Origin of the sequence: Jeotgalibacillus alimentarius (genome assembly GCF_000829445.1) — a bacterium.
In the GTDB taxonomy this organism is placed as follows: domain Bacteria; phylum Bacillota; class Bacilli; order Bacillales; family Jeotgalibacillaceae; genus Jeotgalibacillus; species Jeotgalibacillus alimentarius.
Genome location: NZ_JXRQ01000008.1, coordinates 1 through 21,225 on the forward strand (window position 1 = coordinate 1; position 21,225 = coordinate 21,225).

The following is a 21,225-nucleotide window of genomic DNA, read 5'->3' on the forward strand; positions in this document are numbered from 1 at the left end:
AAATTAAACAACCTGGCACCGATAGAGTATCGGTACCAGGCCGTAGCGTAGTTCTAACCTTTTTTCTTTTTTACTGTCTACTTGACAGGGCGCAGTTCAAGGAAGTACTGCTTTTTTTAATTATTATATTTTGCAGAAACCTGTGAACGGGCAGTTTCAGGAAGAGCCAATCCAATTAGACCGCCTATAATGGCAGGCAGGATCCAGCCCAGGCTCGAAGCCATTAATGGAAGAAACGAAAAAGCGGAAGCCAACGATGTAAAGCCGGCAGCTGCCAACCCGTCCATTATGCCAATCAGCAGTGTTGGAATAATCGCGCCGATATAGACTGACCTTTTCCCTTTCACCCATTTATCTAAGAATGACATGACAATCAACACAATTGTCATCGGATAAATCATCACCAGTACCGGAACTGAAACAGCAATCAGCTGAGCCAGACCTACGTTGGCAATCAGCATACTGAAGACCGAAAATAAAAGTACAAACCCTTTGTAACTGACTTTAGGGAATGTCTTTGCGAAATATGTCGAAGTAGCAGATACAAGACCGATTGATGTAGTCAGACAGGCTGCACCAATGGCAAGTCCAAGTATAATAGCGCCTGAAGAACCGTACAGATAACTTGCAGAGGCAGCAAGTAAAGCACCTCCATTATCCTGAACACCAATCGCATTAAGGCTTGTAGCACCAAGATAGCTGAGTGAAATATACACAGCAGCAAGCCCGGTCGCTGCGATCAGACCTGCAAAAGTAGCTGCTCTGACAACACTTTTTCGCTCTGTCATCCCTTTAGATTGTATAGCTGAAATAATTACAATGGCAAAGACCAGTGCAGCGATCGCATCAAGTGTTAAATAGCCTTCCAGGAAACCTGTGATAAATGGTGATTCAGCATAACCGGCAGTTGCCTGGCCCGGCTTACCCATTGGATTTATAAATGCTCCTCCCACAAGCACGGTAAGAATGATTACCAGTACAGGTGTCAGGAACTTACCAATCCTGTCTACAAGCTTTGCAGGATTTAAAGACAGCCATGCTGTTACAGTAAAGAAGAGAATTGAGAATAAAAGAAGCGTCCATCCACCGGCTGAATCCTGCTCCAGAAACGGTAAAACACCGATTTCATAGGAAACAGTAGCCGTTCTTGGTATCCCAAAGAAAGGACCGATTGCCAGGTACAGGATGATTGTAAAGATTATTCCGAAAATTGGGTGTACACGCCTTGCCAGGTCCAGCGGGCTCCCGCCTGACTTCGCAATAGCAATGACCCCAAGTAACGGTAACCCTACACCTGTTAACAGAAAGCCTGCAATTGCAACCCAGCTGCTGTCACCCGATTGCTGTCCCAGAAGAGGCGGGAAGATCATATTTCCTGCGCCAAGAAACAGTGCAAAAAGCATGAGACCAATCGTGAAAACGCTACCAAATGTTATTTTGTTACTACTCATAATACCCTCCACCAATGTTCAATGTTTTGTCCGCAACATCATATCATAGAAAAGTTGAAATTTGTCGAAAATAGCAAAAGTCTAAATATAAGGAATATTCCGCATAATGCGGACCCATTTTCAACACATAACATTCTCATACTAGATATGTTAGGATTAATTAGATTTAAAACTGATGAGGTTTCTTTTTGGAAAGTCTTTGTTAAAGTCCAGTGTTGTTTTAGCACAGCTGTTGATTCTCGCTGCAGGGGGACGACTCCAGCAGGAGAAGCGTGACAGGTGAGACCCCACAGACGCGAAGCGTCGAGGAGGCTTACCGCACGCCCTGCGGAAAGCGTTCCCCCTGGAGCGGAAATCAACAGCCATCTTTTACAGAGCTTTTTGGAAAAGACCTGATGAAAGAGTGATTAAATTGATTTATCTCGATAACAGTGCAACAACTAAGCCGCATTCTGAAGTTGTTTCTTCCTATATAAAGGTAAACGAACAATATTATGCTAACCCATCATCTAATCATACGTTTGGTGAACAGGCATCGTCTCTATTCAACAGGGCTAAAAAGCAGTGTGAAGAACTAATCGGCATGCCAGACAGCCGCGTTATTTTCACTTCCGGGGGTACTGAATCCAATAATCTTGCCATCAAAGGGATTGCCTACACTCGTGCAGGTGCAGGGAAACATCTGATTACAACTGAAATTGAGCACCCTTCAGTTCTTGAGGTTTTCAAAAATCTTGAAAAGGATGGATTTGACGTCACATATCTTCCGGTTGACCGTGATGGAGTGATTTCATTAGAAAATCTGAAAAATGAACTTAGATCAGATACCATTTTAGTTTCGATTATGTATGTGAATAACGAGACCGGCAGTATACAGCCCATTCATGAAGCAGGGGAGCTGATCCACAGTTATTCACAAGCTCTATTTCATTCAGATGCTGTGCAGGCTTTTGGTAAAATAAAAACAGATTTCAGATCACTCGACCTGATGACGCTCTCAGCTCATAAGTTTCATGGCATGAAGGGCTCAGGGTTACTTGCTGTGAAAAATGGCATCCAATTAGCACCTGAAATGCTTGGTGGCGGTCAGCAGGAAGGTGACAGAAGCGGTACTGTTAACACGCCGGGAACTGTGGCACTTGCAAAAGCCATGAGATTAACAGTAGAAGGGCAGCTGGCTGCCAGTGAAAATCTGAAGAAATATCATATCATGCTGAGAGACTTTTTTACTCATCAGGCTGAAGTGACCCTGATTTCTCCTGAACGTGCAGCACCTCATATTTTATCGGTAAGTGTACCGGGGTTAACCGGAGAAGTAGTTGTACATGCTCTGGCTCAAAAAGATGTCTATATTACCACCTCAAGCGCCTGCTCTTCAAAGCTCAATAAAAAAAGTCATGTGCTGACTGCATGCAGAGTAAGCGACCGCGCGATACGCGGAGCGGTGAGAATCAGTATGAGCACGATGCAGTCCGCTGAAGATATACAGGAATTTATGACACGCTGGCAGGAAGTCATTCCGCCATTATTGAAAGGAGTTAAATAAACATGCAAATTGACCGGATTTTAATCCGTTACGGGGAAATCTCCACTAAAGGAAGAAATCGTAATAAATTTATTAAAAGGCTTCAAAAGAATATAACAGATGCCTGCTCTGATCTCACTCCTTTCCACATTGAATCAGGCAGAGACAGAATGCACCTTGAACTGAATAACCCTGATGAAGCAGACCAGGTAATGGATAGACTGAAAATCATATTTGGTATTCAGTCATTCAGTCCTGTCATTAAATCAGACCGCGATCTTGATGAAGTAAAAAGAAATGCAGTTGATCTTGTAAGATCTGTTGTTTCTGAGGGAACGTTATTTAAAGTAAAAGCAAGAAGATCTGATAAAACTTACCCGCTTGATACAAATGAATTGAATTATGAAATCGGATCTCACGTATTAAGACAGGTGCCCGGATTAAAAGTTGAAATGAAACGTCCTGAAGTTGAACTGACAGTTGAAGTCAGAAGTGAAGCAGTTTATTTATCAGCTCAGACGATTCAGGGAGCAGGCGGGATGCCGATCGGATCCGGTAATAAGGCTGTACTCATGCTCTCAGGCGGTCTCGACAGTCCGGTTGCAGGCTATCAGATGATGAAAAGAGGCGTGGAGCTCGAAGCTGTGCACTTTTTCAGCCCACCATTTACAAGTGAGAAGGCGAAAGAAAAAGTTAAAATGCTCGCTTCTGAGCTCGCAGGGTTCTCAGGTTCTGTCAAACTGCATATTGTGCCTTTCACAGATATTCAACAGACCATTCATCAGCAGGTGCCGGAAAATTATACAATGACATCAACAAGAAGAATGATGCTCCGAATTGCAGATGAATTGAAAAAGAAAACAAACTCAAAAGCAATTGTGACAGGTGAAAGTCTAGGTCAGGTTGCGAGCCAGACGCTTGAAAGTATGGAAGCCATCAATGCCGTAACAAACACGCCTGTACTGCGTCCGCTTATATCATCAGATAAAACGGAAATTATCGACATTGCTAAAGGAATCGGTACGTATAAGACCTCTATTTTGCCGTTTGAAGATTGCTGTACGATCTTTACGCCTGCAGCACCAAAAACAAGACCGAAGACAGAAAAAGTAGCATTTTATGAAAGCTTTATCGATTTTGATGAGATGATCCTAAAAGCTGTGGAAGGTACTGAAGTCATCACAATGAAACCGGGATACACCGCTGAAACTGAAATTGATTCAGCGCTATTTTGATCAAACACCGATCACTTTATAAGGTGAGAATTTCTTAGGAACATTTACCATTAATAAGCCGTGTGTTATTGCACATTCTAATCTCACAAGGAGGTGATAGCACATGGCAAACAGAAGCTCAAATCAGCTTGTTGTTCCAGGTGTAGAACAAGCTCTTGATCAGATGAAATACGAAATTGCTACTGAATTCGGCGTACAGCTTGGAGCTGACTCTACATCACGCGCAAACGGTTCAGTAGGTGGAGAAATCACTAAGCGTCTAGTTCAGATGGCTGAACAACAGCTTAGCGGATACCAGAAATAATGAAATGAAGAACAGCAGGCGCTGAGCCTGCTGTTTTTTGTATTGTGAATAAGGAGGAATCGGTGCTTAAAGATGGAGGACTGTTTAGAGGTCACATTCCTTATTTTACGGGTAACATCCGTGAAATTAGAGATCACATCTTTGTTTACAGGTCACATCTCTCAAATAAAAGGTCACTCCCAGGCATCTACCTGCTCGCCAGTAATCATTCAGCAACTTCAAAACTGATTTCTCTTCAATTCTCTACAGAATAAAAGTCCAAACACTTCATCTTTCGAAATATTTTTTGTACACTGAGAATAAATGTGTTGAAAGATGAGGGATCTGATATGCTGCAGCTTTTTAAAAATGGAACAATTTATACAATGGAACAGGAAGGCGCAATGGCAGAAGCTGTTTTGACGAGTAACGGAAAAATAAAAGCAGTCGGTACGGAAGCAGAACTGTCAGCACTAGCAGGCAGTGAGGATATTACAACGATTGATCTGAATGGCAAGACCATGTTTCCGGGATTTGTCGATAGTCATTTACATATTGTCGGGGTGGGAGAAACCCTGCTGAAGCTTGACCTGTCCGGGATGAAGTCCAGACAGGAAGTACTGGATGCAGTAAAGAAAAAGGCACAGGAGCTGCCAAAAGGAGAATGGATCCAGGGGGACGGCTGGAATGAGAACCAGTGGGAGGATTCTTCAGTACCAACAGCTGCAGAGCTTGATGAAATCGCTCCGGATCACCCGGTTATGCTGAAACGGATCTGCCGTCATGCGGTGGTGGTCAATTCATTTGCCTTATTCCTGGCAAGAATTGATGACCAGACTCCTGATCCTGAAGGCGGGGTTATTGAAAAGAAAGATGGCAGGCTGACAGGCCAGTTGAAGGATCAGGCTCAGGACCTGATGATTCCTGCACTGCCACCGATAGAGGATGAATATATTCAGAATGCATTAAGAACAGCGCTTGAGCATGCTTGGTCACTGGGATTGACAGGAGGGCATACTGAAGACCTGAGTTATTATGGTGATTTCACGCGTACATACCGTGCCTTTCAAAAAGTGATTGAAGAGGAAGGGCGTCCATTCCGTGCACACCTGCTGGTTCACCATCACGTCATTGAAGACTGGCACAGGCAGGGACACTCATTCAGATCAGGATCGCGCTACGTTGAATTTGGCGCGATGAAAATATTTGCTGACGGTGCGCTTGGCGGACGGACGGCGCTGCTGAAAAATGGTTATGCAGATGCGCCTGGAGAAAAGGGTGTAGCCATTCACTCACCTGAAAAACTGAAGCAGCTCGTCTGGAAAGCAAGACAATATGATATGCCGGTTGCGGTGCATACAATTGGTGACCAGGCATTTGAGTATATGCTTGATGCGATTGAAGCTTTTCCTTCAAATGGTGAAAGAGACAGACTGATTCATGCGCAGATTCTGGATGAAGAACTGATCAAAAGAGCTGAAAAGCTGCCAATCGTTCTTGATATTCAGCCGAGATTTGTTCCATCTGATTTCCCGTGGGTTGAGGAGCGGATCGGTCATGACAGAATGAAGTTTAATTATGCATGGAGAACGCTGCTGAACAGAGGAATAGCCTGCGCAGGGGGATCTGATGCACCGATTGAGCCTGTTTCGCCGCTTCTTGGCATTCATGCAGCTGTGACAAGAACGAAGCCTGAGGAACCAGGTACAGTGTATGGTGAAAGTGAAAAACTGAGTATGTATGAAGGGATCTCACTGTTTACAAAAGGGAGTGCGTATGCGTGTCATCATGAGCATGACAGAGGCGTGATCCAATCGGGTTTTGCAGCTGATTTTACTGTACTCAGCGCTGATCCATTCAAAGAAGGTCCTGAAAGCCTTCTTACATTAGATATAGAACGTACAATTGTAGATGGTAAAACGGTTTATTCAAGACCCGTCTAATCGTCTGAATGAATGGGTGGTATGATGGAGAACGAAGAAAGAAAAGGCATAATCTATACTGCCCTTGCTTATACATTATGGGGGCTGCTTCCTTTATACTGGAAGTTTGTACAGCACGTATCCGCTGACGAGATTTTAGCAAACAGAATCTTCTGGTCATTCTGGTTTATGCTGGTGTTACTGATTGTCACCAAGCAGTTTAACTATTTTAAAAGAGAAGCACTCTCTCTTTTTAAGCGGCCGAAACTATTTGCCGCTCTAGTCGCTGCATCCATTTTAATCAGTATTAACTGGTTTGTTTATATATGGGCAGTAAACTCTGAACAAATGGTGGAAGCGAGTTTGGGGTATTATATTAATCCGCTGGTTTCAGTGCTGCTTGGTGTATTTATTTTGAAAGAAGTGTTATCAAAAGCGCAGGTTGTCTCGTTTATTTTAGCGTTGATCGGAGTATTGATCTTAACGATCTCATATGGGGAATTTCCATGGATTGCTTTTGCGCTGGCGTTTTCATTTGGATTGTATGGTCTGGTGAAAAAAGTGCTCCGTGTCAATGCAGCAGTCGGACTGACACTTGAAACACTGACAATTATGCCGATTGCACTGATCTACTTGGCATATTTACAGCAGGTAGACCTCCTGTCACTGTTTCATGTCTCACTCACTACAGACTTCCTGCTGCTTGGTGCAGGAGCAGTGACTGCTGTTCCTCTCCTGTTGTTTGCAAACGGGGCACAGAGAATCCCGCTCTTTATGGTTGGCTTCCTTCAGTATATTGCACCAACCTTAACACTGATACTAGGCGTATTTTTATACGGGGAACCTTTTTCCTTGATTGATCTGATTTCGTTTGTATTCATCTGGCTCAGTCTGACGGTATTTACACTTTCAAGAGTAAGGATCTCAAGGCGTGTCAAATTGCAGAAACAGTAAAAGCTGCGGTTCAATGACCGCAGCTTTTCTCTTAAAGAAATGTTCTTTTAACTTTTTCCCAGAAGGAATTATCTTTCAGTTTCACAGTTTTAACAATCTGATCACTCAGCACAAGGTCCACGTGATGCACGTGACTGATGCCAAGTGCTTCATTATCAAGGCCCATAACAGGATAATCATTGCCGTCCTGCGTGACAGATAGGCGCAGTTTGCGCTGACCGCTTAGAATAAATGAAGAACCAAGCGTACGGAAACGGTTACTGTTTACTGATGCGAGTTCACTGACCTGCATACATGGAAGCATTGGATCTACTACAGCACCGCCGACAGATTTGTTATAAGCTGAACTGCCTGTAGGGGTTGAGATGATCATTCCATCTCCACGGAACGTTTCAAAGTGAAGATCATCAATATGCACATCCATGACGAATGTTTTGATGATACCTGAACGAATACTGAATTCATTCAGACAATGAAAGCTCGTCTCATCATCTACAGTAACCTTGATTGTCGGATACTTTCTGATTTCAATCTGATCCTGTGTCATCGCTTCAATCATGGATGAAACGTCATCTACATGGAAATCACAATAGAGACTCTTTTTCCCGGAGTCTGATACGCCTGCATACAGGCAATCCTGTCTGAAGCCGGTTTTTCTGACAGCCTGAAGGAAAGCACCATCACCGCCAAGACTGACAATAATGTTTGCGATTTTATAATCCTGAACAACATTAAAATGATAACGCTCAGCAAGTTCCTCGAGCATTCTCAGATGTTCTTTGGCCTGTTCCGTTTTACGTGCATAGAAATAAATATTTCTTCTTTCAGTCATGTGAATACCTCCAAATCAAACTTTAAAGAATGTTGTGAAAACAAAACATACAAAAAGATTGATTAAAGTGTATCATGAAATGAAACATATCTGAAAGAAGAACGTATAGACAAGAGAGATTATACAGGAGGTTTTCAATATGAATGCTAAAAGATGGATTGCCCTCGGTATTGCTGCATTTTTATTTGTAGTATCTGCAGGGATTAACTTTGCGACTGCAGCACTGTCGACTAACTTTGATGAAATGTTTGCCGGCTTTGAAACTTCAGGAGGTCTTTCTGAAGAAATTGTAGAAGCCGGAAGTGCAACTGACAGAATCGCTGTCATTGACCTGAACGGTACGATTCAGGATACAGGTGAAGCGGGAGGCCTGCTTGGGGCAGCCGGCTACAACCACACTCATTTTATGAATCAGCTTAATCAGGTAAAAGATGACGATACGATTAAAGGAATTGTGTTAAGTGTGAATACACCGGGTGGCGGTGTAGTGGAAAGTGCGCAGATCCACGATAAAATTCTTGAAATTCAGGAAACTGGTAAAACCGTTTATGTTTCTATGGGCGCTCAGGCAACTTCAGGCGGGTATTACGTGGCAGCTCCTGCTGATAAAATCTATGCAAGCAGAGAAACAATGACCGGTTCACTCGGTGTTGTATTGCAAAGCATCAACTACAGTGAGCTTGCGGATAATTATGGCGTAGAATTTGTCACAGTTACATCAGGGGAATTCAAGGATATGTTAAACCCTGGTGAAGAAGTGCAGGAAGCGGATCTTGAAATCGTCCGCAGTATTTTGAATGATTCATACGATGGATTTGTGGATGTCATTGCGAATGGCCGTGATATACCGGAAGACCGCGTGCGTGAATTGGCGGATGGCCGTATTTATAATGGTGTGCAGGCACTTGAACTGAACCTCATTGATGAATTCGGATATGAGGAAGACGTCATCAGGGCGATTAAAACGGATCTGGATATGGAAAATGCTTCGGTCATCCATTACGGTATGCCAAATGACTTAAGTTCACTGCTGTCACTTCAGGTGCAAAAATCACTTGGCGGGCTGGAAGGCCAGATTCTTTCAGAAGTGATGAGTCATACAGGCGGTCCACGCCCAATGTACTTATATGCTGATTAAAAGGAGGAAGCTTTATGGAAACGAATGAAACCTATCAGCCGGAAACTCCAGCTTTCCTCCCTCATTACGGCGGGTTCTGGATCAGAGTATGTGCATTTTTATTCGATCTGCTAGTAATCGGGGCGCTGAACGGTCTGCTGATTTATCCGGTATTCAGATTAAGCGGTCTTGAAATGGGAAGCGGCATGTTCAGCGGCGTTAATATCGCCACTGCCATTGTCTTTTTTGCCTATTTTGTACTGATGACAAAATTCTTCAGCCAGACACTCGGAAAGATGATTTTCGGATTAAAAGTGATATCAAAAGACGGTGCGAAACCGGGCTGGGTAACCGTACTGATCAGAGAGCTCGCAGGACGTTACATTTATACAGCCATCACGTTTTTCGGCATTCCGTTTTTAGCATTACTTTATATCGTTGCCGGATTCACACCAAAGAAACAGGGAGTGCATGATCTGTTTGCTGATACAACAGTTGTGCATGAGAGAACGGTCGTCAAAGCTGAGGCTGTAAAAGTATAATTGAACAAAAGAAGGGCAGTTTATCATAGAGGTGGATGCTATGATCAAGCTGCTCTTTTTATTATGTTTGCCATTTATTTTGTTTGTGCGGATAAAGTTTGCAATCACTGCTGTTTGTAAAGGAAAATCTTTAGAGATTACGATAAACATGAAAGTGATGAAGCTACTCATCAAACGGTGGCATATTCCAATTGAGCTTTCATTTAATCCTGAATATAAAGTGAATCGGGAGAAGAAAATGTTTACTAAAAATGATTTGCAAAATATGAAAACTAAATTTCGTATAATAAAAGAGAAGATTTATCATCTGAAGCATTGGGCAGTCGGCACCCTGAAAGGCTTCAGTATTGATTCTTTTCAATTATCAGCTGGTGCAGGACTTGAGCGTCCGGATTGGAATGCGTGGCTGAATGGAGGGATTGCAATCGCTCAGGCTCTATTCGTGCAGCAGCTATCAAGAGTCATCCGGCTGAATACACTGCCTCAGTTTTCAATCAATCCAGGGAAGCATTTTTCAGCGGATCTCAGTTGCATAATATCAGTATCAGCAGGACATCTTATAAGAGCAGGTATGATGCTGCTGATCAGAAGAATTGGCAGCAGACTGAAAAAACGGGAGAAAGCAGGTGGCTTTGTTGGAGCATCCAATTGAAGGTGTCATGACAACAGCGATGGAACAGCTGAAGGAAATGGTAGATGTAAACACGATCATCGGGGATCCGGTTGAAACTGCGGATGGCAGTACTATTATGACAGTTTCACGTGTCAGATTCGGATTTGCAGCGGGAGGCAGTGATTATCAGACGACTTATGAAGAAGTTGCTGAACTACCTTTTGGCGGCGGCAGCGGCGGAGGCGTATCGATCACGCCTGTCGCTTTTCTGATTGTAGGGAAAGATGGCATTCATCTTCATCATATGAATGAAGGCGCTCATCTGCTCGAGAAATTAATGGATATGGCACCGGATACAGTCAGCAGAATTACAGATGCATTTCGCCAGGATCAATCATATTAGTTGATTGACACTTCCGCCTTTCAGTATGATAAAAAAGAATACATATACTGAAGGAGGATTTTCATGGCTTCTATAACATTTAAAAATAACCCGGTTACATTACTTGGTGATGAAGTGAAGGTTGGGGATCAGGCACCTGAATTCACAGTGCTCGCAAACGATCTGTCACCATTTCATCTGAAGGACTCTGCTGAAAAAGTAAAAATTATCAGCGTTGTACCATCACTCGATACAGGCGTATGTGATGCACAGACACGCAAATTCAATGAAGAAGCTTCAAAGCTTTCGAATACAGAAGTCCTTACGATTTCTGTTGACCTTCCATTTGCACAAAAACGCTGGTGTGGTGACAGCGGTCTTGAACACGTCATAACATTATCCGATCACCGCGACCTGTCGTTTGGAAAAGCTTATGGAGTGGCCATTGAAGAAATGCGCCTGTTGGCACGTGCTGTATTCGTCATTGATACAGATGATAAAGTCACGTACGTTGAGTACGTAAAAGAAGCAACAGATCACCCTGACTACGAAGCAGCGATTGAAGCTGCAAAAAAAGCAGAGTAATCATAAAAGGAAGCCGTCATGGCTTTCTTTTTTTTATTTACGTGTTAAAATGAAACGTCAGAAATTAAACAGGAGGCACAAACTCATGAGCATATCACCTGTAGAATCAATTTTTACATTATTGAATGAAACAGCAGAAGACATACAGCATGTTCATTCACTTTCATATTTAGAAGCACTTGCGGAGTCAGGTGAACACTGGTTTACCGGTACAGTTGAAGATTCAGACCTTGAACTGAAGCAGAGGCTTGAACTCAAATACCGCGGAATGTCGCTTGAATCATTCTCACGGGATGACAGAAGAAAAGCATTCCAGCTTGCTGTTCTGAAAGGAATGAAAGAGCATACTCAGCCTAATCACCAGATGACACCTGATTCAATCGCAATGGTCATTGGTTATCTGCTTGAAAAGTTCACAGAAGGTGAGGAAAAAATCACCCTTCTTGATCCTGCACTTGGAACAGCCAACCTTATTTTATCCATTATGAATCAGCTTGATGGAAAAGTGGAAGTTGCACATGGTGTTGAGATCGACGAAGTGCTGATCCGTCTGGCATACACGGGGGCTAATCTCTCAGAACAGCCGATTCACCTGTACACCCAGGATGCACTCGAACCGCTGTTCATTGATCCGGCAGACGCCGTTATCAGTGATCTTCCGGTAGGATACTATCCGAATGATGTGAGAGCGGCTGACTATCAGCTTCAGGCAAAAGAAGGCCATTCTTATGCGCATCACTTATTTATTGAACAGTCATTAAAGCATGTAAAAGCAGGAGGATATTTATTCTTCCTTGTACCGAACAGTTTATTTGAATCACCTCTTGCGGGACAGCTGCACGAATTCCTGAAAGAAGAGGCGCATATTCAGGGGCTGATTAAATTGCCCCAGTCACTGTTCAAAAATGAACAGTCAGCAAAAAGCATTCTGATTCTGCAAAAGCAGGGTGCGGATACAAAAGCTCCTAAGCAGGTCCTCCTTGCCGACATGCCAAAGCTCTCTAACGGCCCTGCTGTACAGAACATGATGGCAAAGATCCAGCAGTGGGTGAAAGAGAATAAATAATTTAAATCTTTTCAGGATCAAATGTAATAGTGTGAATTAGATATTCAGTGAAATGAAGCGGAAGGCGGTGACTCCAGCGGGATAAAACGGACAGGTGAGACCCCGCAGAGCGAAGCTCGAGGAGGCTCACCGGGGCCACAAAACGGCCCATCCACTTGGAAAGCACCGCCTGCAGCGCAGTGCAACGGTTATTAAGACTGAGACTACATGTTTCAGTCTTTTTTCTATAAATGTATTCTGAAAATAAACACTTTTCCATGTAAACGTTGCCACAGCAAGCTTTCTCTTGAAGCCTGATGGTGAGAGTGATTAAATGAACATGGATAGTAAATTGTTTAACTGGGTATATAATGATTACCTACGTTTTCATAATAAAAGGAGCGAATTTATTTATGACTAAAGTCATTGCAATTAACGCAGGAAGCTCTTCACTGAAGTTTCAGCTTTTTGATATGCCCTCTGAAGAAGTCATTACAAAAGGGTTAATTGAACGAATCGGATTAAATGATAGTGTATTTACAATTTCAGTAGATGGTGAAAAGCAAAAAGAAGTGACGGATATTCCGGATCATGAAGTGGCGGTAAAACTGCTGCTTGATAAGCTGACATCTGCAGGGATTATTCAATCACTCGATGAGATTAACGGTGTAGGACATCGCGTTGTTCATGGCGGAGAGGTATACAGTGACTCAGTCATGATCACAGATGAAGCAATTGCAAAGTTTGAAGAACTGTCAGAACTTGCACCTCTTCATAATCCTGCAAATATTACAGGGATCAAGGCATTCCAGAACGTATTGCCAAATGTGCCTGCTGTTGCAGTATTTGATACAGCGTTCCATCAGACAATGCCGGAAAGCTCATTTTTATACAGCCTTCCTTATGATTATTATAAAGACTTTGGTATCCGTAAATACGGCTTCCACGGTACTTCTCATAAATACGTATCACAACGTGCATCTGAAATGCTTGGGCGTCCGCTTGAACAGCTTCGTCTGATCTCATGTCACCTTGGTAACGGTGCGAGTATCGCTGCAATTGAAGGCGGTCATTCGATTGATACGTCAATGGGCTTTACACCGCTTGCCGGCGTTACAATGGGTACGCGAAGCGGTAACATTGACCCTGCACTGATTCCATTTATCATGGAAAAGACTGACCAGACAGCTGAAGGCGTATTGAACGTTCTGAATAAGCAGTCAGGTATGCTTGGCGTATCAGGTTTCTCAAGTGACCTTCGTGATATCGAGATTCAGTCTGCTGAAGGAAACGAACGTGCGAAGCTTGCACTTGATGTATTCTCAAACCGTATTCACAAATACATCGGTTCATATGCTGCACGCATGAATGGCGTGGATGCGATCATTTTCACTGCTGGAATCGGTGAAAACAGTGACGTTATCCGTGCAGAAGTATTAAAAGGTCTAGAATTCATGGGCGTATACTGGGATCCTGCATTAAATAAAATACGCGGTGAAGAAGCATTCATTAACTACCCGCACTCACCAGTCAAAGTCATTGTGATCCCGACAGATGAAGAAGTCATGATTGCACGTGACGTTATGCGATTAACTTAATCAATTTTAGAAAAGGCACATCTCTGAGCGATCATTGATGTGCCTTTTTTGTACCTGTGAAAATTTCTAATAAATAGTATAATAAAGCAAAAGAAAGGCGGGGTGGTTATATGAGCTGGTCAGCACGCGATCGGGAAGTGTACCAGGAAATAGAGCTCTGGAGACAATCGCTGAATGAAAGATCAGGCAACGATCTGACAAACGTCTATTCAAAATGGATCGAACGCTCCTTCTCACTATTACCTGAAGACATTAAAAAGGAAATTTTTGCGCACATCGATACATCTCTGTTTCATATACATAGCACCATGCAGGGGTTTCAGCTTCAGCAGGATGAAAGAGAAAACATATTGAGAACGGCTAAAGCATTTGATGATTCCATTATGCAGGTAGAGGATATACGCAGACTGACGATTGATCAGCTGAACTATCTTTCACTGCAGCAAAGCGGCCGGCACAGACTATATTCATTTCTTCAGGGTGGAATTGCAGGCTCAGGAGGCGCAGCGGCCTTTTTAAGTGACCTGGTTGCGTTATTAATCATTAATATACGCGCCATTCAATTTACGGCATCTGCATACGGGCGCGATGTCCATACGCCTTATGAAATGACCATTGCGCTTAAAGTATTCCATGCATCCACACTCCCGAGAAAATTTCAGGGAGATGCGTGGGATGATTTGATTGATACACTGAATCACGTACAAAGCGACTACTTTTTTACCGGCAGTGATGAACTGACAAATGAACGCTGGCTTGAGGGACCAGGACTTCAACTGTTTAAAACACTCGCCATCAAAATGTTCAAAAATAAACGCGCCGGCGGTTATCCGGTGATCTCGATGGCTATCGGGGCCACAGCCAATTACCAGCTCACCAGAACCGTCACAGAATATGCAGAACGCTTCTATCAATACCGTTACCTCATCGAAAAGAACAGCTGAGTCTGTTCTTTTTTTGTTTTAAAAATACTATTTTCAGTGCAACTGTACTGGTGCTCACTACAATTTTAAAAATAACTATCGTTGTAGCACAGCTGGAGCGGAAATTACCAGCCCAATTGAACAAAGTTAAAATATAAAATCAGAATATTTAAACTTAAAGAATTTTTATAAGAAGTGTTGCATCTTTATAAATACCCTGTTATGATACATTCATCATATAAAGAATAAATATACAAAATAATTAATAAAAATACGAAAGAGGTTGATTCATATGACACAAAACAAAAAAGTAGTATTAGCATATTCAGGCGGACTTGATACATCAGTAGCGATTCAGTGGTTAAAAGACCAGGGATACTCTGTAGTAGCATGCTGCCTTGACGTTGGAGAAGGGAAAGATCTTGATTTCGTAAAAGAAAAGGCACTGACTGTCGGTGCAGTTGACAGTTACGTGATTGATGCCAAAGAAGAGTTTGCACAGGATTTTGCTTTAATTGCGCTTCAGGCTCATACAATGTATGAAGGAAAATATCCATTAGTATCTGCACTTTCAAGACCGCTGATTGCAAAAAAACTGGTTGAAGTGGCAGAAAAGACTGGTGCATCAGCTGTGGCTCACGGCTGCACAGGGAAAGGAAATGACCAGGTCAGATTTGAAGTGGCAATCAACGGTCTGAATCCTGAGCTTGAAGTACTTGCACCGGTTCGTGAGTGGGGCTGGTCAAGAGAAGAAGAAATTGAATATGCAAAAGAGCACAATATTCCAATCCCGATCAATCTCGACAGCCCATATTCAATTGATCAGAACCTTTGGGGAAGAAGTAATGAATGCGGTATTCTCGAAGATCCATGGGCAGCTCCACCAGAAGGCGCTTATGATCTGACAGCTTCACTTGAAACAACACCGAACGCACCGGAAACAATCGAGATTACATTTGAGAACGGTGTACCGGTTGCATTAAACGGGCAGGGCATGGAGCTTTCTGCGATGATCCTCAAATTGAATGATATCGCCGGGAAGCATGGAGTCGGAAGAATTGACCATGTGGAAAATCGTCTTGTTGGAATCAAATCAAGAGAAGTATATGAGTGCCCTGGTGCAATTACATTGATGAAAGCCCATAAAGAACTTGAAGACTTAACGCTTGTAAAGGAAATGGCACACTTCAAGCCTGTCATTGAGAAAAAGCTGACTGAAGTAATCTATGAAGGTCTATGGTTCTCACCGCTGACTGATGCATTGAAAGCATTTTTGCAGGAAACGCAGCAGTATGTAAATGGTGTTGCAAGAGTAAAACTGTTTAAAGGACATGCCATTGTAGAAGGCAGAACGTCACCGAATTCCCTTTATAATGAAAAGCTTGCAACTTATACTTCTGATGATGAGTTCGACCACGGTGCAGCTGTAGGATTTATCAAGCTGTGGGGACTGCCGACTAAAGTTCACTCAATGGTTCAGAAGGAATCAAAAGGTGTGACCACTTCATGAGCAAACTCTGGGGCGGACGTTTTTCACAATCACCAGAGGAGTGGGTTGACGAGTTCAACGCATCAATCGGGTTCGATCAGAATCTTGTAATGGAAGACCTTGAAGGGTCTGTTGCCCACGTAACCATGCTTGGGGAGTGCGGCATACTCGAACCATCAGAAGTCAAACAGATTATTGAAGGCCTTTCTGTGCTAAAAGAAAAAGCACAGAAGGGTGAACTTTCTTACTCTGTACAAAATGAAGATATCCACCTGAACCTTGAACATTTTCTCATCCAGGAAATCGGACAGACAGGCGGCAAGCTTCATACCGGTAGAAGCAGAAATGACCAGGTGGCAACGGATATGCACCTGTACTTGAAAAACAGAGTGATTGAAATTATGGAGCTCATCCGTGCTGTTCAGCAGGCAGTTGTTAATCAGGCAGAAGCACATGTAGAGACAATCGCACCTGGCTATACGCATCTGCAGCGTGCCCAGCCGGTATCATTCGGCCATCATCTCATGGCTTATTTCTGGATGCTTGAAAGAGATTATAACCGTTTCAATGATTCATTAAAGAGAATCGATATCTCTCCACTTGGAGCAGGGGCGCTTGCAGGAACAACATTTCCAATCAATCGAAAGCGTTCTGCGGAATTACTTGGCTTCGGTGATATTTATGAAAACAGTATGGATGCTGTCAGCGATCGTGACTTTATCGTTGAATTCCTGTCTAATGCCTCGATGACGATTATGCACCTTTCGAGATTTTCAGAAGAGATGATTATCTGGTCAAGTCAGGAATTCCGGTTTATTGAGCTGGCTGATGCGTTTTCAACAGGCAGCAGTATCATGCCGCAAAAGAAGAATCCTGATATGGCAGAACTGGTTAGAGGGAAGACAGGCAGAGTATTTGGGCATCTGGTAGCGATGCTGACGGTTCTTAAAGGACTGCCGCTCGCTTATAACAAAGATATGCAGGAAGATAAAGAGGGTATGTTTGATACTGTGCATACACTAATGGGCTCTCTGAAAATTTTCGCCGGCATGATCAATACAATGAATGTGAACACAGAGCAGCTGTCAAAGGCAGTGAATGAGGACTTCTCTAATGCCACAGAGCTCGCGGATTACCTGGCTTCTAAAGGAATGCCTTTCCGTGAGGCACATGAAGTAGTAGGAAAACTCGTACTAACCTGCATCCAGCAGGGCATCTACCTGAAAGACCTTCCATTGAGTGAAATGCAGGCTGCATCATCATTGATCGCAGAAGATATCTATCAGGTCCTTGAACCGGCAGAAGCAGTAAAACGCCGGGAATCAGAAGGCGGAACAGGGTTTGAGCAGGTGAGAAATCAGCTGAATAAGGCTGAAAGTATTATTAAGGCTCATGTGAAGTCCTAATCTTTTATATCAGCTAAAGATAATAGCTAAATTTAATAGATGGAAATTCAAGTGTAGCGGAGCGAAACGATTAAAGAGGGTGAGACATTGTATGTATAATGTCTCACCCTCTTATTTTTTAAATATCCAAATCTTTCGCTTCTTTTTCCGGAGGCTGGTCAGTGCGGACAACCAGCACATCGCATTTTGCTGCCCGTACAATATGCTCAGAAATACTTCCGATCAGAAAGCGTTCCATCGCATTGAGACCAGTCGCGCCACAAATGATCAGATCTGCTTCAACTTTATGTGCAAATTCTTTTGGAACAAGCACTTTAGGAGAACCGTATTCTACAAAAACGTTAACCTTTGAAACACCTTTGCTTTCAGCTTCCTTCTTGTAATCATTCAGCATTTCTTCAGCAAAGGTTTCAGCTCTTTTCGCAACGCTTCTGTCGTACGCTTCAACAACCGCAAATGAACGGGTATCAATTACGTGAAGCAGATTCAGCGTTGCATCATTTCTTTTCGCGATATCAATTGACTTTTTAAATGCCCACTCCGCTTCCTTAGAACCGTCTACAGCAACGAGAATGTGGTCATAGCTTAATGTCATGTTGATCGCCTCCTTTACTTATATATTACACCGAATCGTGTCAATATTCCTGCTAATTATGAGAAATTTCTGACTGATTTGTGACGTATTTTCGTAAAAGAGGATAAAAGGCTGAAGCAGCTGCGAATACAACTAAACCAGGCGATAAAGTGTCAGGAAGAATAAAATATACAGGGATAAAAACAGCTACTGTAATAAGAGCAGGCATATTTGTATAGTGACCACCTCTGCCAAGACGGGCTAAGTGTTCAGGTGTAATTGACAGTTTCTTCACGACGGTATAGTCAGCAATAATGACAGCTGATAATGGAACGATTGCTGCACCGAGGAGCGAGATATATTGCTCTGCTTCATTTACGATGGAAGGAAACAGACTGAGACCTGTGGCAGCACAGCCGAAAATGACAGCACTTTTTACCCGACCGAGAAGAGGCAGTGCGTTTAAAAGACTGTAGCCGCCAGTATAAGCATTGCTTAGATTAATAGAAATCATGGAAATCACAGCACCCGCAGCAATCAGCAGGATCGCGGCTGAAGAATCTGTCAGCTGACTTGCAGCTACGAAAGGATTCACCGACTGCAGTGCGGCAGCAAACAGTGATCCGAGTACTGCAACAACAGTAAACCCTGCAATATTTCCCACAAGAACGCCTGTAAATCCTTCGCGGGGAGATTTTGCGTAACGTGTAATGTCTGACGAGGCACTGACACCTGAGACGTATTGCATAAACGCAAGACTCCCATAGAATAAACAGGTTCCAAGTGAGAATTCACCTGTCATCATGACAGTCGAATCACTCATGATCAAATCTATAATCAAATAGATCATTAAAAGCTGACTTATAAATAACAGCGGGATAAACCACTTAATTGTTTTTTTAACGGCCTCAAACCCGATTAAAGCAAGGACAGCCATAATGATTGAAAATAGCGGGGCAAGTATGTATAAAGAAATTTGAATACCCGCAAATTCCATCAGCAGAAACTGTACAACAATGGAGCCGCCAATCGTCTGGACGGCAAACCAGTATAATGATGTGAGAGATCTGACAGGTGAAGCAAAATACATAGACAGTCTCGAGCCAATCATCGTACGGATTACATATTGGGCAGGCAGCCCGTACCTGGCCCCGGGGAGTGACAGAAGAGATACAAGAATAAAAGCTAAAATGGCTCCTGTTAACGTGGAAGCGATCGCCCAGCCTGCTGACAATCCTCCTGCAGTAACGGCTAGGGCAGGGACGAGCACATTTCCTGTATTAACTGAAAAAGCCATCTGTATAAAAGCATAATCAAACCATTTTGTTTTTTTCTCAGATTCGGGCACTTCAGACAATCCAATGGTTTCAATCTGGACCCGTTTCTTGTTTACCACTGTCATAATCAGTCTCCTGTCGTCAGAATACTGTCATTTTAACACATTAGCGAAATAGCGAAAACGGTTTCAAAATGTGCGAATAATTAATCAATTTAGAAGTGTGAAATAAGTAAGGACAAGGCATAGGGGATTTGTTAAAATGGAACTGCATAAATGAAGCATAAAATTCTATCAGGATACAGGAGGAATAAACATGCGTGTCGGGATTCCAAGAGAGATAAAAAATAATGAGAATCGTGTAGCCATTACTCCATCAGGGGTATACCATTTTGTCAAACAGGGGCATGACGTATTAGTTGAAGACGGAGCCGGTCTTGGCTCAGGTTTTACAAATGAGGATTATACTGCTGCCGGTGCACAGATTGCTGCAATTGCTGCAGATGCATGGGCTTGTGAGATGGTCATGAAGGTGAAAGAACCGATTGAGAGTGAGTACGGATATTTCCGCGAAGGACAGATCCTCTTTACGTATCTGCACCTAGCACCTGAACCTGAGCTGACAAAAGCGCTGATTGATAACAAAGTTGTTTCTATCGCCTATGAAACAGTTCAGCTTCCTAACGGTTCACTGCCGCTTCTGACACCAATGAGTGAAGTAGCAGGAAGAATGTCTACACAGATCGGCGCGCAATTCCTTGAAAAAATCCATGGTGGTATGGGAATCCTGCTTGCAGGTGTGCCTGGGGTCTCAAGAGGAAAAGTAACGGTTATCGGCGGCGGAGTAGCAGGTACGAATGCTGCGAAAATGGCAGTAGGACTCGGTGCAGATGTGACAATTCTTGACCTGAACCCTGAAAGACTGCGTCAGCTCGATGATTTGTTTGGAAAAGATGTAACGACGTTAATGTCTAATCCGTTGAATATCGCTGACAGTGTAGCAGAATCTGATCTTGTGATTGGAGCTGTTCTGATTCCTGGAGCAAAAGCACCTAAGCTTGTCAGTGAAGAGATGATTAAAGCAATGAAGCCTGGTGCTGTTGTAGTGGATATTGCAATTGACCAGGGTGGAATTTTTGAAACAACAGATAAAATTACAACACATGATAACCCGACTTATACAAAGCACGGCGTTGTACACTATGCGGTAGCGAACATGCCGGGTGCTGTACCGCGTACTTCTACGATTGCGCTGACGAATGTGACTGTTCCTTATGGCATTCAGATTGCTAATAAAGGTTACCGTCAGGCATGTATTGATAATGAAGCTTTAATGAGCGGTATCAATACGCTTGATGGATATGTGACTTATAATGCTGTAGCTGAAGCACATAATCTTGAGTATGCGAATGTAAGAGATCTTCTGATTAATTAATGTCAAAAGCGCCTGCGGATCTTCCGCCAGGCGCTTTT

General features: G+C 43.1%; 20 protein-coding genes. 16 read left to right on the forward strand and 4 right to left on the reverse strand.

Annotated features, from left to right (window positions below; translation table 11 throughout):
* Positions 1 to 116: 116 nt before the first annotated feature.
* A complete protein-coding gene (gene brnQ / locus KP77_RS01100; protein ID WP_041120896.1) occupies positions 117 to 1,451 on the reverse strand; it encodes a branched-chain amino acid transport system II carrier protein in 1,335 nt (444 codons plus the stop codon).
* A 412-nt stretch (positions 1,452 to 1,863) separates the two neighbouring features.
* Between brnQ and KP77_RS01105 the strand changes: the two genes are divergently transcribed.
* The 5 genes from KP77_RS01105 to rarD all read left to right on the forward strand — a co-directional run bounded on the left by KP77_RS01105 (position 1,864) and on the right by rarD (position 7,370).
* Positions 1,864 to 2,997: a cysteine desulfurase family protein gene (locus KP77_RS01105; RefSeq protein WP_041120897.1), complete on the forward strand. Its 1,134-nt coding sequence runs from the start codon at positions 1,864 to 1,866 to the stop codon at positions 2,995 to 2,997.
* 2 nt (positions 2,998 to 2,999) lie between these two features.
* A complete protein-coding gene (thiI, locus tag KP77_RS01110; RefSeq protein ID WP_041120898.1) occupies positions 3,000 to 4,211 on the forward strand; it encodes a tRNA uracil 4-sulfurtransferase ThiI in 1,212 nt (403 codons plus the stop codon).
* Positions 4,212 to 4,314: 103 nt separating this feature from the next.
* Positions 4,315 to 4,515 carry an alpha/beta-type small acid-soluble spore protein gene (locus KP77_RS01115; RefSeq protein ID WP_041120899.1) on the forward strand — a complete coding sequence of 67 codons (201 nt, stop codon included), beginning with the start codon at positions 4,315 to 4,317 and terminating at the stop codon, positions 4,513 to 4,515.
* 329 nt (positions 4,516 to 4,844) lie between these two features.
* A complete protein-coding gene (locus KP77_RS01125; protein WP_041120901.1) occupies positions 4,845 to 6,437 on the forward strand; it encodes an amidohydrolase in 1,593 nt (530 codons plus the stop codon).
* Between the two features lie 21 nt (positions 6,438 to 6,458).
* Positions 6,459 to 7,370, forward strand: a complete 912-nt coding sequence (gene rarD, locus KP77_RS01130) for an EamA family transporter RarD (RefSeq protein WP_041120902.1) — start codon at positions 6,459 to 6,461, stop codon at positions 7,368 to 7,370.
* A 31-nt stretch (positions 7,371 to 7,401) separates the two neighbouring features.
* On the opposite strand, the gene KP77_RS01135 is transcribed toward rarD, so the two are convergent.
* Positions 7,402 to 8,202, reverse strand: a complete 801-nt coding sequence (locus KP77_RS01135) for an NAD kinase (RefSeq protein WP_041120903.1) — start codon at positions 8,200 to 8,202, stop codon at positions 7,402 to 7,404.
* A 139-nt stretch (positions 8,203 to 8,341) separates the two neighbouring features.
* Here KP77_RS01135 and sppA point away from each other — a divergent pair, with 139 nt between their 5' ends.
* The 10 genes from sppA (at position 8,342) to argH (ending at position 17,902) form a co-directional block, all read left to right on the forward strand.
* Positions 8,342 to 9,340, forward strand: a complete 999-nt coding sequence (gene sppA / locus KP77_RS01140; RefSeq protein ID WP_041120904.1) for a signal peptide peptidase SppA — start codon at positions 8,342 to 8,344, stop codon at positions 9,338 to 9,340.
* Between the two features lie 14 nt (positions 9,341 to 9,354).
* Entirely contained in the window at positions 9,355 to 9,861 is a 507-nt protein-coding gene (locus tag KP77_RS01145; protein ID WP_041120905.1) for an RDD family protein, read from the forward strand.
* Positions 9,862 to 9,901: 40 nt separating this feature from the next.
* On the forward strand, positions 9,902 to 10,513 hold the full coding sequence (locus KP77_RS01150) for a hypothetical protein (protein WP_041120906.1): 612 nt from the start codon (positions 9,902 to 9,904) through the stop codon (positions 10,511 to 10,513).
* Positions 10,494 to 10,877 (forward strand): GerW family sporulation protein, encoded by a 384-nt coding sequence (gene ytfJ, locus KP77_RS01155; RefSeq protein ID WP_041120907.1) that lies wholly within the window; start codon positions 10,494 to 10,496, stop codon positions 10,875 to 10,877. The genes KP77_RS01150 and ytfJ overlap by 20 nt, the downstream gene beginning before the upstream one ends.
* A 63-nt stretch (positions 10,878 to 10,940) precedes the next feature.
* Positions 10,941 to 11,441, forward strand: coding sequence for a thiol peroxidase (tpx, locus tag KP77_RS01160; RefSeq protein WP_041120908.1), 501 nt, complete (start codon positions 10,941 to 10,943; stop codon positions 11,439 to 11,441).
* 85 nt (positions 11,442 to 11,526) lie between these two features.
* On the forward strand, positions 11,527 to 12,507 hold the full coding sequence (locus KP77_RS01165; RefSeq protein ID WP_041120909.1) for a class I SAM-dependent methyltransferase: 981 nt from the start codon (positions 11,527 to 11,529) through the stop codon (positions 12,505 to 12,507).
* A gap of 392 nt (positions 12,508 to 12,899) precedes the next feature.
* Positions 12,900 to 14,084: an acetate kinase gene (locus KP77_RS01170; RefSeq protein WP_041120910.1), complete on the forward strand. Its 1,185-nt coding sequence runs from the start codon at positions 12,900 to 12,902 to the stop codon at positions 14,082 to 14,084.
* A 110-nt stretch (positions 14,085 to 14,194) separates the two neighbouring features.
* Positions 14,195 to 15,028: an EcsC family protein gene (locus tag KP77_RS01175; protein WP_041120911.1), complete on the forward strand. Its 834-nt coding sequence runs from the start codon at positions 14,195 to 14,197 to the stop codon at positions 15,026 to 15,028.
* Positions 15,029 to 15,299: 271 nt separating this feature from the next.
* Positions 15,300 to 16,517 carry an argininosuccinate synthase gene (locus KP77_RS01180; RefSeq protein WP_041120912.1) on the forward strand — a complete coding sequence of 406 codons (1,218 nt, stop codon included), beginning with the start codon at positions 15,300 to 15,302 and terminating at the stop codon, positions 16,515 to 16,517.
* Positions 16,514 to 17,902 (forward strand): argininosuccinate lyase, encoded by a 1,389-nt coding sequence (argH, locus tag KP77_RS01185; RefSeq protein WP_041120913.1) that lies wholly within the window; start codon positions 16,514 to 16,516, stop codon positions 17,900 to 17,902. The genes KP77_RS01180 and argH overlap by 4 nt, the downstream gene beginning before the upstream one ends.
* A gap of 118 nt (positions 17,903 to 18,020) precedes the next feature.
* Here argH and KP77_RS01190 read toward each other — a convergent pair whose 3' ends face one another.
* Together KP77_RS01190 and KP77_RS01195 are read right to left on the reverse strand one after the other, a co-directional pair.
* The gene (locus KP77_RS01190; RefSeq protein WP_041120914.1) at positions 18,021 to 18,497 is read right to left on the reverse strand and encodes a universal stress protein; all 477 of its coding nucleotides are present in this window, start codon (positions 18,495 to 18,497) and stop codon (positions 18,021 to 18,023) included.
* A 52-nt stretch (positions 18,498 to 18,549) separates the two neighbouring features.
* The gene (locus tag KP77_RS01195; protein ID WP_041120915.1) at positions 18,550 to 19,878 is read right to left on the reverse strand and encodes a purine-cytosine permease family protein; all 1,329 of its coding nucleotides are present in this window, start codon (positions 19,876 to 19,878) and stop codon (positions 18,550 to 18,552) included.
* A gap of 190 nt (positions 19,879 to 20,068) precedes the next feature.
* On the opposite strand from KP77_RS01195, the gene ald reads away from it, so the two are divergent.
* Entirely contained in the window at positions 20,069 to 21,187 is a 1,119-nt protein-coding gene (gene ald, locus KP77_RS01200; RefSeq protein WP_041120916.1) for an alanine dehydrogenase, read from the forward strand.
* The last annotated feature ends 38 nt before the right edge of the window (positions 21,188 to 21,225 follow it).